This window comes from Amycolatopsis sp. VS8301801F10, assembly GCF_046195355.1.
GTDB lineage: Bacteria > Actinomycetota > Actinomycetes > Mycobacteriales > Pseudonocardiaceae > Amycolatopsis.
Genome location: NZ_CP176065.1, coordinates 8,297,930 through 8,311,132, shown reverse-complemented (window position 1 = coordinate 8,311,132; position 13,203 = coordinate 8,297,930). Strand labels below are relative to the sequence as shown.

The 13,203-nt window shown below is 71.5% G+C and carries 11 protein-coding genes; 5 read left to right on the top strand and 6 right to left on the bottom strand.

Annotated elements, in window-relative coordinates; genetic code table 11:
• Positions 1-27: 27 nt before the first annotated feature.
• Both F9C11_RS38035 and pknB read right to left on the bottom strand, forming a co-directional pair.
• On the bottom strand, positions 28-237 hold the full coding sequence (locus F9C11_RS38035; protein WP_409182186.1) for a hypothetical protein: 210 nt from the start codon (positions 235-237) through the stop codon (positions 28-30).
• Entirely contained in the window at positions 234-2,252 is a 2,019-nt protein-coding gene (pknB, locus tag F9C11_RS38030) for a Stk1 family PASTA domain-containing Ser/Thr kinase (RefSeq protein ID WP_409182185.1), read from the bottom strand. The genes F9C11_RS38035 and pknB overlap by 4 nt, the downstream gene beginning before the upstream one ends.
• Before the next feature lie 92 nt (positions 2,253-2,344).
• On the opposite strand from pknB, the gene F9C11_RS38025 reads away from it, so the two are divergent.
• The 3 genes from F9C11_RS38025 (at position 2,345) to F9C11_RS38015 (ending at position 6,146) form a co-directional block, all read left to right on the top strand.
• The gene (locus tag F9C11_RS38025) at positions 2,345-2,713 is read left to right on the top strand and encodes an Rv2175c family DNA-binding protein (RefSeq protein WP_409182184.1); all 369 of its coding nucleotides are present in this window, start codon (positions 2,345-2,347) and stop codon (positions 2,711-2,713) included.
• A 149-nt stretch (positions 2,714-2,862) separates the two neighbouring features.
• On the top strand, positions 2,863-5,031 hold the full coding sequence (locus F9C11_RS38020) for a hypothetical protein (RefSeq protein WP_409182183.1): 2,169 nt from the start codon (positions 2,863-2,865) through the stop codon (positions 5,029-5,031).
• Complete coding sequence (locus tag F9C11_RS38015) at positions 5,028-6,146, top strand: S8 family serine peptidase (RefSeq protein ID WP_409182182.1); 1,119 nt, start codon at positions 5,028-5,030, stop codon at positions 6,144-6,146. Before F9C11_RS38020 ends, F9C11_RS38015 begins: the two co-directional genes overlap by 4 nt.
• A gap of 17 nt (positions 6,147-6,163) precedes the next feature.
• Here the strand turns inward: F9C11_RS38015 and F9C11_RS38010 are convergent, their stop codons facing one another.
• From F9C11_RS38010 to merB, 4 genes are all read right to left on the bottom strand, one after another.
• Positions 6,164-7,090 (bottom strand): phytoene/squalene synthase family protein, encoded by a 927-nt coding sequence (locus F9C11_RS38010; protein WP_409182181.1) that lies wholly within the window; start codon positions 7,088-7,090, stop codon positions 6,164-6,166.
• On the bottom strand, positions 7,087-8,562 hold the full coding sequence (crtI, locus tag F9C11_RS38005) for a phytoene desaturase family protein (protein ID WP_409182180.1): 1,476 nt from the start codon (positions 8,560-8,562) through the stop codon (positions 7,087-7,089). The genes F9C11_RS38010 and crtI overlap by 4 nt, the downstream gene beginning before the upstream one ends.
• Positions 8,562-9,653 (bottom strand): polyprenyl synthetase family protein, encoded by a 1,092-nt coding sequence (locus F9C11_RS38000; protein WP_409182179.1) that lies wholly within the window; start codon positions 9,651-9,653, stop codon positions 8,562-8,564. The genes crtI and F9C11_RS38000 overlap by 1 nt, the downstream gene beginning before the upstream one ends.
• Positions 9,654-9,724: 71 nt before the next feature.
• Complete coding sequence (merB, locus tag F9C11_RS37995) at positions 9,725-10,369, bottom strand: organomercurial lyase (RefSeq protein WP_409182178.1); 645 nt, start codon at positions 10,367-10,369, stop codon at positions 9,725-9,727.
• Between the two features lie 103 nt (positions 10,370-10,472).
• Between merB and F9C11_RS37990 the strand changes: the two genes are divergently transcribed.
• Complete coding sequence (locus F9C11_RS37990; RefSeq protein WP_409182177.1) at positions 10,473-11,360, top strand: methylenetetrahydrofolate reductase; 888 nt, start codon at positions 10,473-10,475, stop codon at positions 11,358-11,360.
• A 140-nt stretch (positions 11,361-11,500) separates the two neighbouring features.
• Positions 11,501-13,180, top strand: coding sequence for a DUF885 domain-containing protein (locus F9C11_RS37985; protein WP_409182176.1), 1,680 nt, complete (start codon positions 11,501-11,503; stop codon positions 13,178-13,180).
• Positions 13,181-13,203: the final 23 nt, after the last annotated feature.

Genomic DNA, 13,203 nt, shown 5'->3' with positions numbered 1-13,203 from the left:
AAGCGCCGCCAGCACCGCGACGGCGCCTCAAGCGCGCAACGGTTGCCACCTTTCCACGTAGACCGTGCGCGGGGGCTCGAAATCGACCACCAGGACCGGAGTGCCCACGGCGAACGTCGTCTCCGGTTCGGCCGGATAGGCGTAGAAGGCCTCGGTTCCGCCGCGGACGCTCAGCAGCACCTCGCCGATCAGTCCCGGCCCGACGGTGCCGGTCACCCGCCCGCGGCTGCCGATCATCCGCCGAACCCCCGGATCTTGACCTTGGTGCCCTTGGGCACGAACGAGCCGGGGGCCGGGTCCTGCTGCAGGACGAAGTCGAAGCCGCCGTGCCCGTGGCCGTTCCCGTCGCCGCCCTTGCGGTCGACCTCGAGCCCGGCCTCCTTGAGCTGCTGCGCGGCCTGGTCGAACGGGCGGTACCGGACGTCCGGGACCTGCACCGCGTTCGAGACCCACACCTTGACCTTCTTGGTCCCCGGCTGGCCAGGGCCCGGGTCGGTGCGGGTGACCGCGCCCGCGGGCACGTTCTGCGAGAACTCCTCGCCGCCGTCCTGCGGCTGGAACCCGGCCTGCCGCAGGATCTGGAACGCCTCGTCCTTGGCCCGTCCGGTGACGTCCGGGACCGGCGGAAGCGGTTCCTGGCCCTTGGACAGCACCAGCGTGACCTGGCCGCCCACGTCCAGCGGGGTGCCCGCCGCCGGGCTCACGCTCACGACCGTGCCCTGGGGCGCGGTGTCGCTGTACTCAGGCGTGCCCTGGACGACGGTCAGCTTCTGCTCCTGGATCGCCTTCGTGGCCGCGTCGAGCGAGGAGCCGACGCGGATTTCCGGCACCTTCGGCTTGCCCTTCGAGACCACCACGGACACGGTGGCCTCCTGGTCGAGCTTGGTGCCCGGGGCCGGGTCCACCCTGATGACCTTGTTGGCTTCGACGGTGTTGTCGAACTCCTGGCTGTAGCGCGGGTTCAGCTTCGCCGCGCGCAGCTGGTCGCCCGCCTCGGCCTGGGTCAGCCCGGCGAGCTTCGGCACCGTCGTGGTCGTGACCTTGGAATCGCTGAGGATGAACGCGAACGCGCCGATCAGGCCGCCGAGCACGAGCACCCCGGCGACCGCCAGCGCGATCAGCTTGCGCTTGTCGCGCGGTTTCCGCGGCTCGTCGGACGCGGTGGCGGGCGCGGCGGGCGGCGGTCCGGCCGGGGGAGGCGCGACGGGCGCGGCGCGGGTCATGGCGCGCGTGCCGCGAGGGCCGGAGACCGGCATGGTCTGCTGGTCCGCCGGAACGTGCTGCTGGACGGCCGGGATGTTCGGCAGGGTGCGTTCTACGTCGGAGATCCGGTCGCCGTCCGGCGGCGGGGGCACCGGCACCGCGACCGGCTGCAGTCCCAGCTCGGCGCGCGCGGCCTGCAGCCGCGCGAGGAACTCGCCCGCGTCGGCCGGGCGCTGGTCGGGGTCGCGGCGGGTGGCGCGCAGGATCAGGTCGTCGAGCACCGGCGGCAGGTCCGGCCGCAGCTCGCTCGGCCGCGGGACGTCGTCGTTCACGTGCCGGTAGGCGACCGAGATCGCGGTGTCGCCGGTGTAGGGCAGCCGGCCGGTGAGCATCTCGTACAGCAGGATGCCCGCCGAGTAGACGTCGCTGCGGGCCGTGGTGTCGCCGGTGGCGACCTGTTCCGGGGCCAGGTAGCCCACGGTGCCGAGGATGACGCTCGAACTCGTGGTGCCCGCGCTGGCCACCGCGCGGACCAGGCCGAAGTCGCCGACCTTGACCACGCCGCCGGCCAGCTGCCCGCTGCGGCCGATGAGCACGTTCTCGGGCTTGACGTCGCGGTGCACCAGCCCGGCGGCGTGCGCGGCGGCCAGCGCGGCCAGCACCGGCTCCGCGACGCTCAGCGCGAGCGAGACGTCCAGCTGGCCCTGCTCGCCCAGCAGGTCGCGCAGCGTGCCGCCGTCGACCAGCTCCATCACCAGGAAGGCGAGACCGGTGTCCTGGCCGGCCGGGGTGTCGAAGCCCTGGTCGTGCACGGCCACCACGTTCGGGTGATGCAGCTGGGCGGCCGAACGCGCTTCGCGCACGAACCGGTCGACGAACGACCGGTCGTCGGCGAACCGCGGATCCATGATCTTGATCGCCACCGCCCGGTCGAGGCGGTTGTCGAGGCCCCGGTAGACGGCCGACATCCCGCCCCTGGCCAGCAGCTGGTCAACGCGGTACCGGCGTTCGAGCAGGGCGCCGACGAGGCTGGGCTGGGTGCGCGTCACGGTGGGCAATCGTACGGAAGGCCGCGCGTGCCGGGGCGGGTCACCCGTGCGTACCAGCGGGCCGGACGGGGGAATGTGGCACAGTGTCACGTGTGAGTGGGATTCCTGTCGCCGACGACATCCTCGACGCCGCGGTCGCGGTCAAGCCGTTGCCGGAGGTGGCGGCCGCATTGGGCGTCTCGGCCAACAAGGTGCGCCAGATGCTGCGGGACGGCGAGCTGATCGCCGTCCGGCGCGACGGCGAACTCTGCGTGCCCGCCGACTTCTTCGTGAAGGACGGCATCGTCAAGGGGCTGGCCGGCACCATCACCGTGCTCGCCGACTCCGGGTTCAGCCGCACCGAGATGCTGCGCTGGCTCTTCACCGCCGACGACACGCTCCCGGGCAGCACGCCGATCAACGCGCTGCGCACCAGCCACGGCACCGAGGTCAAGCGGCGCGCGCAAGCGATGGCGTTCTAGGACCTTCCCGCAGTGCTCCGGACGGGCTCGGTCAGTGCCCTCCGGGACAGAACCCGCGTTTTTCGTTGACGCGGTCAATTGGCTCGGTCCATCGTCGGAAACCGTCCTGAAAATCCTGCTCGGCCGCATGCTGGAGAGGAGCATCGGGCATGAGAGGACGGGTTTCCGGAAAACGCTGCGCACTCGCGTCGGCTGTGCTGGTGCTGGGCGGTTCCGCGGTGCTGGCGCCGCCCGCTGTGGCGGTCTCGCCCTTCGCGGAATGGGCGGCGCAGGCCCGCGAAGTCGCCTTGCCGACGGGGGACCGGCTCACGGTCTTCCCGGGCGCGAACGGCGGTACGGATTACGCCTTTTCGTCGCCGCCGCGCACCGCTTTCCAGTCGTATCAATCCGACGGCGGCGACCGTTATGTCATTCCGGCCGACGCCGTTCCCTTTCTCGGACAGCTGGGCAAATCGCTGTTCGACGTCACCGCGCTCGCCCGGGAAAAGCCCGGGAAAATCCCGCTGGATTTGACCTTCCCCGCCGGGACGGCCCCGTCGGCGCTGCCCGGCATCACGCTCGTCTCGGCCGCCGGGAACACCGCGACCGGCTACCTCGAAAACCCGGCGGAATTCACCGCTGAACTGCATCGGCGCATCGCCGCCGACACCGCCGCCGGACGTCCGCCGGGCAGCAGCGTCCTGCCCGCGAAAATCCGGCTGGCCGGCGCGCCCGGCGAAGCGCGGCCGCAGTACCCGATGAAGATTCTCGAACTCCGCCTCGCCGATCTGCGCGGCCGCTCGGTCAACGGCCTGGTGTCGCTGGTCGACACTGATTCCGCGGCCAGGCTGACGCGGCAGGTCGAGGTCGACGGCGTCGCCCGGATCGCGGTTCCCCGGGGGCGTTACGCCGCGTCCGCCAGCTTCTCCGACTTCGACGAAACCGGGAAACTGACCGCCGCGCGGACTTCGTGGGTCGAGGGGTTCGTCGTCGACGACTCGCCCGGCGTGCAGACGTTGACGGTGGAAGAGAAGCACGCGACCGCCGAGATCACGGTGACCGCGCCCAAGGCGGCCGAGCAGGACCTGCTCGTGACCAGCTTCTACCGCGAGGACGCGACCGGCCGCGGATTCGCCGCCGGCGTCGCGGGCGGCACGGTCAAGCAGTACGTGCGGCCGGTTCCGAAACCGGCTCAGGGCGTGCTGCACTACGTCGTGCAATGGGGCGGCAAAGCGCCCCAGCCCGAGGACCGGTACCGCGTCGATCTCTCGTTCGCCAGCGAGGGCATCGCCGAGGACCAGTCGTTTTCCGCCAAGGAGAGCGAACTCGCGACGGTCCGGGACCGGTTGTACGCCGACCCCGCCGACGCGATGCCGGTCGCGATCGAGAACGGCCCGGTGGACCCGGTGATCGAGCGGCACGGCCTCGGCGCGTTCGGCTTCTTCGTCCCGGCTCCCGGCGTGCTCACCGACTATCTCGGCACCGCGCACACCGGGAACTGGGTTCAGTACGAGCAAACGGGCTCGACGCGGATGCTCATGACCGCCGATCCGCGCGTCTACCGGCCGGGCAGCACCACGACCGTCGACTGGTCGCGCGGTCCGCTGACCGCCGGTCTCGGGCAGTGGACTCAAGGCAGGCTGTGCGAGGTCTGCTACGCGGGCGGCACGGTCTCGGTCGCCATCCAGGTGCTGCGCGACAGCGTGCCGGACCACACCGCGATCCCGTTGTCCTTGATCCCGAAGACGCATTTCTCCTTGTACCGGGACGAGAAGCAGGTGTTCGACGGGGACGCCTACGGGCTGACCCTCGACGTGCCGGAGACACCGGCCACTTTCCGCGGCGTGCTGGACGTCGACCGGACGGCGATGCCCGGCGTCAGCCAAGCCGGAAAACTGCGGACCGAGCTGACGATGCGGTACGACCCCTCGGGGCCGGACGCTTCGCTGCCGGCCCCGCATCGGTGCCTGGCCAGCGATCGGACGCGGCCGTGCCGGATCATGGGCGCGCTGACTGTCGACTACCACCTGGACGCGGATCTCTCCACGACGTCTTCTTCGCCGCTTCAGGTGCTCGAACTGCATGTCGGCCACGCCGCGTACAGCGGTGCCGGATCGCATTCGCCGATCACCTCCGCGACGGTTTCGGTGTCCGCGGACAACGGAGCCACCTGGCAGCCCGCGCAGGTCTTCGGGCTGTTCGGCGAATACGTGGCGGTATGGCGGAATCCGCCGGCCGGAATCTCGCCGTCGCTGAAGGTGACTGCGCGAGATCTGGCGGGCAACGCGATCACGCAGACGATCAGCAACGCCTACACCGTCGGGAAGGCCGAGCGATGAAACGCATTCTGGCCGTGTTGCTTCTCCTCGCCGCGTTCGTCCCGTCCGTCGCGTCCGCCGCCTCACGCGACATCTGCGGCCCCGCCGCACCGGGATTCGCCCGCTGTTACGCCAAAGTGGACAGTCGCGCTTCCTTGCGCGCCAACGGATATAGCCCGGCTGATCTGCGTTCCGCCTACCGGCTGCCCGGGACCGGCGGCGCGAGCGAAACCATCGCCATCGTCGACGCCGGCGACGCCCCGACCGCCGAAGCGGATCTGGCGGTATATCGACAAACCTACGGTCTCCCGCCCTGCACCACGGCGAACGGCTGCTTCCGCAAGGTCAACCAGCGGGGCCAGACCGCTCCGCTCCCGCCGCGGCGGGGCGGCTGGCAGGTGGAGATCGCGCTGGATCTGGACCTGGCCTCCGCCGCCTGCTCGGAGTGCAGAATCCTGCTGGTGGAAGGAGACGACGCGTCCTTCGAAGCGCTCGGCGCCTCGGTGGACACCGCGGTGAAACTCGGCGCGACGATCGTGTCGAACAGCTACGGGGCGCCGGAAAGCCGCCGGTCCGCCGAGCTCGCCGCGCACTACCGCCATCCCGGCGTCGCGATCGTCGCGTCGACCGGGGACGGCGGGTTCGCCACCCCGAATTTCCCCGCGGTGTACTCGAGCGTCATCGCGGTCGGCGGCACGTCGCTGTCCAAAGCGGACAACGCGCGCGGCTGGACCGAATCGGTGTGGCAGGGCGCGTCGAGCGGATGTTCGGCCTGGGTGGCGAAACCGGCGTGGCAGAAGGACCCGAACTGCCCCGGCCGGACCGTCGCCGACGTCGCCGCGGTAGCCGATCCCGCCACCGGACCCGCCGTCTACGAAACGGCAATCCTGCGCGGCTGGGCGGCACTCGGCGGCACCAGTGCGTCCGCGCCGTTCATCGCCGGAGTCATCGCGCTCGCCGGGCACCACGACCAATATCCGGACGCCTCGCGGCTGTACTCCGGGAAACTCAACGACGTGGTCGGCGGAAACAACGTCCAATTCGAGGAATGCGGCGGCGATTACCTGTGCACTGGCGTGCCGGGATACGACGGCCCGACCGGAAACGGGACCCCGGACGGACTGGCTGCTTTCTGACCGCCCGCCAGGCCGAGTCAGCGATGGCGTCCCGGCCGGGACGCCATCGCACGCCGCACCAGCGCAGGCACCGCGACCGCCAGCCTGCGCCCCTTGCCGACGACCGCGCGCCGGTTCAGCACGGCGTAATCCATCGCCTCGATCTCGTCCAAAATGCCTTCGTACAACGTGATCGCGGTCTGCACACAAGGCCGGGATTCCGGGCGCAGCAACGGAATCCCGGCCTCCGCCCGCCGGTACACCGCACGCGTGCGCGAAACCGCCACCGCCAGCGCCGCCCGCACGCGAGGATCCGGCCGGGCGCTCCGCCACGCGTCCAGCAACACCGCCCGGTCCACTCCGAACGCCGCCAGCTCCTCGGTCGGCAGGTACAACCGGCCGCGGTCGAGGTCCTCGCCGACGTCCCGCAGGAAATTGGTCAGCTGAAACGCTTCCCCCAGCGCGGCCGCGCTCGGCGCGGCTTCCTCCAGCGGCACGAGGGTCCCGAACACCGGCAGCATCTGCAGCCCGATCACGCACGCCGAACCGTAGATGTACTCGGCGAGATCGGCGTAAGTCGCGTACTCGGCGACCGTCAGGTCCATCCGCATGGAATGCAGGAACGCGTCCACCAGATCCCGGCCGAGGTCGTAGCGGCGCACGGTGTCCGCGAGAGCGGCCAGCACCGGATCGGCAGGCACCCGGCCGTCGTAGACCTCGTCGACGAGACCGGCGACCTTGTCCAGCGCGACCGCCGGATCGGTCCCGGGCTCGGGGTTGTCGACCAGTTCGTCAGCCATCCGCGCGAAGCCGTACAGCGCGTGCGCGGCCGGCCGGGCCCGCGCCGGGAGCAGCCGGGTGGCCAGGAAAAACGTGCGGCCGTGGTGGGCGTTGATGCGCCGGCACTCGGTGTACGCGGCGCGCAGCGCCGGCTCGGCGATCCCGGCCGCGTCGAGTTCGCTCACCGCCCGGTGATCCTTTCCGCGGCGAGCCGTCCGGAGATCAGCACCGGCGGGATGCCGACGCCCGGCGTCGTCCCGCATCCGGCGAGCACCACGTTTTCCGCCGCCTTCACCAGGTTCGCCGGCCGGAACGGGCCGGTCTGCGAGAAGGTGTGCGCGAGCGAGAACGGGGTCCCGGCGGCCAGCCCGCGCGCCGCCCAGTCCGCCGGGGTCAGCTGTTCGTCCACAACGTACTCGTCGCGGAACCCGGCGAGCCCGCGCGATTCCAGCGTCCGCACCAGTTCTTCGCGATAAGCCGGGCCGACGCGCGCCCAGTCGATCGGGCCGGTGCTGAGGTTCGGGGCCGGAGCCAGCACGGAGACGATCTCGCCGCCGTCGCCGGCGAGCGCCGGTTCGGTCGCGGTCGGGCGCGTGACCAGCAGCGACGGATCGCTCATCAGCTTGCCCTCGCGGACGATCTCGGCGAAGGTGCGTTCCCACGCCTGGCCGAAGAAGATCGTGTGGTGGTCGAGTTCCGGCCACGAACGGTCCGCGTGCCCGTGCAGCACGAAGGCCGACGGCGAGTACTTCAACGGCAGCACTCGCCGCGGCCGCGCGCCGATCAGCCGGTACGCCGCCGAAAGCTCTGTCGCGAGCACCACGGCGTCACACTCAATACGCTCGCCCGAGCGCGTGCGTACAGCGCGTACGCGAGATGACACGCGCTCAAGCCAGGCGGCTTCTGTACCGAATCGCAGCTCGGCACCAGCGCGCGTCGCAGCGTCGGACATCGCGCGCGCGATCGCGCCCATGCCGCCGCGCGGGTAGTACACGCCGCCGACAGTGTCCATGTACGCGATGACGCCGTACGCGCCGAGCGCACGCGCGGGATCGAGACCCGCGTACAGCGCCTGGAAGGAGAAGAGCCGCCGTACGCGCTCGTCGCGCAAGAAGCTGGAGACGCGCGGCCCTAACCGGCCGAAGCCGCCCAACGCGGCGAGCTTCACCAGTTCCGGCCGGACAAGATCCAGCGGCGAATCGAAGTTCGCGCCGATGAAGTGATCCTTCTGCGCCGCGTACAGCTCGGTGAGCCAGCGCCGCAACCGCCGGTACCCGGCCGCCTCGGCCGGACCGGCGAACGACCGGATTTCGGCCTCCATCGCCTCGCCGTCGGTGTGCACGGCGAGCGTGCTGCCGTCGGCGAACCGCGCCCGGTACGCCGGATCGAGCCTGGTCAGCGGCACGGTGTCGGCCAGCGATTCGCCGACCGCGTGCAGGGCTTCGTCCACCAGTTCCGGCATGGTCAGCACGCTGGCCCCGGTGTCGACCGCGTTCGCGCCGAAGTCCTGCTGGCCGGCTCGTCCGCCGGGCATCTTCTGCTGCTCCAGCAGCGTCACCCGCCGTCCGGCGCCGAGCAGGTGCAGTGCCGCCGACAGCCCGGCCAGTCCCGCGCCGACGACCACCACGTGGTCGGCGTGCCCGTTCACCGTCCGCATCAGAACTTCCGCTGGGTAGCCAGCCGGATCAGCCCGGCGAGCGCCGACGGGGCGGGCTCGGCCAGGTGCGCGCGGTCGAGCGCGGCGTTCGCCGAGGCGGTCAGTTCGTCGATCCGGCGCTCCACCGCGGCCACCGCGCCGACCGAGGTCAGCGCCTCGCGCACCTGGTCGACGGTGCCGCTGGTGAGGTCGGCGGCCCCGATCGCGTCGGCGATCGCCTTGGCCGCCGCGTGGTCGCCGCGCTCCTCGGCCAGCTGCAGGCCGAGCGCCACGAGCAGGGTGCGCTTGCCCTCGCGCAGGTCGTCGCCGGCGGGCTTGCCGGTCACCGAAGGGTCGCCGAACACGCCGAGCAGGTCGTCGCGCAGCTGGAACGCCACGCCGACGTCGCCGCCGAACTCCAGCAGGGTGGCGATCAGCCGCTCGTCCGCCCCGGCGAGCGACGCGCCGAGGTGCAGCGGCCGCTGGACGGTGTACGCAGCGGTCTTGAGCCGGTCGATCCGCAGCGCGGCCTCGGGCGAAGCGTCGCCGACGGCCTGGGTGCGGACGTCGAGGTACTGCCCGGCGAGCACCTCGGTGCGCATCGCGCGCCACGCCGGGCGGGCCGCCGCGATCGTGGCCGCGGGCAGCGGGGCCTCGGCGAACATGTCGTCCGCCCAGGCCAGCGCCAGGTCGCCCACCAGCACCGCGCTGGCCAGCCCGAACACCGACGGCGAACCGAGCCAGCCGCGGTCGGCGTGCAGTTTCTCGGCGGCCACGTGCACGGTCGGCTTGCCGCGGCGCGAGTCGGAGGAGTCGATGAGGTCGTCGTGGATCAGCGCGCAGGCCTGGATCAGCTCCAGGCTCGCCACCGCCTGCAGCGCGCCCTCGGCGAGCGGACCGGACGCCGCGCCGCCCGCGCCGCGCCAGCCCCACCAGGCGAACGTCGGCCGGATCCGCTTGCCGCCGCCCAGCACGAAACCGGACAGGGCCTCGATCCCGGCCGCGACGCTCGGTTCGGTGCGCAGGATCTCGCTCCCCGCCCGGCCGAGGAAATCGGCCAGCGCACGCTCCACGTGCGCGGGGAGGTCGGCGTCGAATCCGGGCGCGTCCATGCCCTCATCCTCCGGGACGAGGGCGGCCGGGGTCACGCCGGGCGCCCCCGGATGTGGCGCACCAGACGCGGTCAGCCGCTCCGGAACGCGTCAGGGCTCTTGCTCGCCGCGAAGTACGCCGCCGCCTCGGCGGGTCCGCGCGGCCGGTAGCCGGGTTCGAGACAGCCGGCGTACCAGTCCTTCGCGAGATGCCACAGCGCGTCGAGGCCGAGCAGCTCGCCCGGACTGTCCACACAGGACTCGGCGCAGTACAGCCGCTGCTCGCGGCGGTCGCCGGCGAGCCGGTCCGGCGAGACCGGGAAGTACGCCACCTGCGGGCCGCTCGGCGGCCGGTCTCGCCGCACGACCAGCGCGGACGGCTCGCCGCAGCCGGGACACCGCGTCGCCACGAGCACCTCGGGCTCGCCGGAAACGAGGTGCGGGATCGCGAACGAATCCCAGGCGCAGCCGCCCCACCACATGGTGTGCTCGCCCATCACCGCAAACCCGAGCGGAACCGCCGCGAACGGCGCGGCCAGCGCCACGTGCTCGCATTCGTCCAGCCACAGCCATCTCGGGTCGGCCATCCGGTGCAGCGCCTGTTTCGCCACCGCGAGCGACCCGTGCGCGGCGGCGGCCAGCTCGGGCGCGGTGGGCGGGCGGCCGCGGGAGGCGAACGCGCGGTAGACCGCCACGCGCACGTCTTCGTCCCAGGCCAGATCGTCTTCACTGCTCATGGCTCGCCTCCCCGGGAGGGTTCGCCCACTGACGGTACGCGCGTGGCCAAGCCCACCCGTCGGCTCTGCCGCGGCTCGAGGCGAGCCACTACCATTTCCCTTCATGACGTCGGTGATCGAAAGGCTGCGGGGGGACGGGCCCGCGTTCTCCGTCGAGTTCTTCCCGCCTCGCGACGAGGCCGACGAGGCGATCCTGTGGAAGGCCATCCGCGAGCTGGAACCGCTGGACCCGGCGTACATGTCGATCACCTACGGCGCGGGCGGCTCGAGCCGCGACGGCACCATCCGCAGCATCGCCCGCGTCGCCACCGAAACCACGCTCTGCCCGATGGCCCACCTGACGGCGGTCGACCATTCGGTGTCCGAACTGCGGAACGTGATCGGCTGGTACGCGGCGGTCGGCGTGCGCAACATCCTCGCGCTGCGCGGCGACCCGCCCGGCGACGTCTACGGCGACTGGGTGCCGCACCCCGAGGGCCTCACCTACGCTGAGGAACTGGTCGCGCTGGTCCGCTCGCTCGGCGACTTCTGCGTCGGCGTCTCGGCGTTCCCGTACGGCCACCCGCGTTCGGCGGACCTGGAATCGGACACGAAGCACCTGGTCCGCAAGTTCCGCGCGGGAGCGGATTTCGCGATCGCGCAGCTGTTCTTCGAGGCCGAGGACTTCCTGCGGCTGCGCGACCGGGTCGCCGCGGCGGGCTGCGACGCGCTCGTGCTGCCCGGCATCATGCCGCTGACCACTCTGCGGACGCTGCACACGACGATCAGGCTCTCCGGCGCTCCGGCGTCGCAGCGGCTGCTGGACCGGCTCGAACCGTTCTCCGACGACCCCAAGGCGTTCCGCGCGGCCGGGCTCGACTGGGTCACCGAACTGTGCGAGAAACTGATCGCCGAAGGCGTGCCCGACCTGCACTTCTACACCTTCAACCGGTCCAAGGCGACGCGCGAGGTCGTCACCCGGCTCGGACTCGTGCCCGCCCGCACTTGCTAATCCGACCAAAAGCAGGCCGACCCCCACCGGGCACGTAACCGTTGCCGCGAAGCCATTAGGCCGTGACTGTGGTCGGATTGGCAACGATCGGCACAGTACTCCGTGGGCTCCGGGCGCCTCCGGCCGGTAGCGTGCCGGACATGGCTTCCACCGAACAGAGCGTTCCGGAGATCTGCGACCGGTACGTCGACGATTACGTGGCCGTGGACCCGGTCGCGGCCACTATGCTCGGCGTCGCGGGCTACGACGACCAGCTGACCGACTATTCGCCCGCGGGCCACGACGCCCGCGCGGACCTGGCGCGGCGCGCGCTGGCCGCCGTGACCGCCGCCGAACCGGCGAACGCGGGGGAGCGGGTCGCGAAGGCCGTGTTCACCGAGCGGATCGGCCTCGAGCTGGAGATCCACGACGCGGGTCTCGACGCGGCTTCGCTCAACGTGATCGAGAGCCCGGTGCAGGGCCTGCGCATGGTCTTCGACCTGATGCCGACCGACACCCCGGACGACTGGGCGAACGTCGCGGCCCGGCTGCCGAAGGTGCCCGAGGCGCTCGCCGGGCTCCGCGCGTCGCTGCTGGCCTCGGCCGGCCAGGGGCGGGTTTCGGCGCTGCGGCAGGTTTCCAAGGTCGCCGAGCAGTGCGACACGTGGGCCGGGCTCAAGGACGGCCCCGGTTTCTTCGCGAGCATGGTCGCCGACGCTGGGGTCGATTCGCTGAAGTCCGAACTGGCCGCGGGCGCGCGGGCGGCGGACGAGGCGTTCGCGGAATTCGCCGGATTCCTGCGCGCGGAACTGGCTCCGAAGGCTCCGGTGAAAGACGCCGTCGGCGAGGACGCCTACCGGCTGTGGTCGCGCTACTTCATCGGCGCGGAGCTGGACCTGCGCGAGGCGTACGAATGGGGCTGGCACGAATTCTCGCGGCTCGAAACGGAAATGCGCGCGGTCGCGAACCGCATCAAGCCCGGTTCGACGCCCGCCGAAGCCGCCGCGGTGCTCGACGCCGACCCGCGCTACCGCGTCCAGGGCCGTCCGCAGTTCGAGGCGTGGATGCAGCAGCTGTCCGACGACGCGCTGAAGTCGTTGCGCGGCAAGCACTTCGACATCCCGGACCGGCTGATGGCGCTGGAGTGCAAGATCGCCCCGCCCGGCGGCGGCGTCGGCGCGTACTACACCGGACCGAGCGAGGACTTCAGCCGCCCCGGCCGGATGTGGTGGTCGCTTCCCACCGACCGCAACGAATTCACCACCTGGCGCGAGGTTTCGACGGTCTACCACGAGGGCGTCCCGGGCCACCACTTGCAGATCGCCACGGCGGTCAACCAGGCCGAGACCCTCACGAAGTACCAGCGGCTGATGACGTTCATCTCGGCGCACGGCGAGGGCTGGGCGCTGTACGCGGAACGCCTCATGGAGGAGCTGGGCTACCTCTCCGACGACGGCGACCTGCTCGGCATGCTGTCCGAACAGCTGTTCCGCGCCGCCCGCGTCGTGGTCGACCTCGGGATGCACCTGGAACTGGAAATCCCGGCAGGCACCGGATTCCACGAGGGGGAGCGCTGGACGCCGGACCTCGGCCTGGAGTTCATGCTGACCCGCACGATCACCGACCAGGCGCACGTCCGCGACGAGATCGACCGCTACCTCGGCTGGCCCGGCCAGGCCCCCGCGTACAAGCTGGGCGAACGCCTGTGGCTCGCGGCCCGCGACGAGGCCCGCGCGCGGCAGGGTTCGGCGTTCGACATCAAGCAGTTCCACACCAAGGCCCTGCAGATGGGTGGCATGGGACTGGACACGCTGCGCGAGCAGCTGGCGCAACTGGACTGAGACTGCTTTCCCGGGCCGGTGTT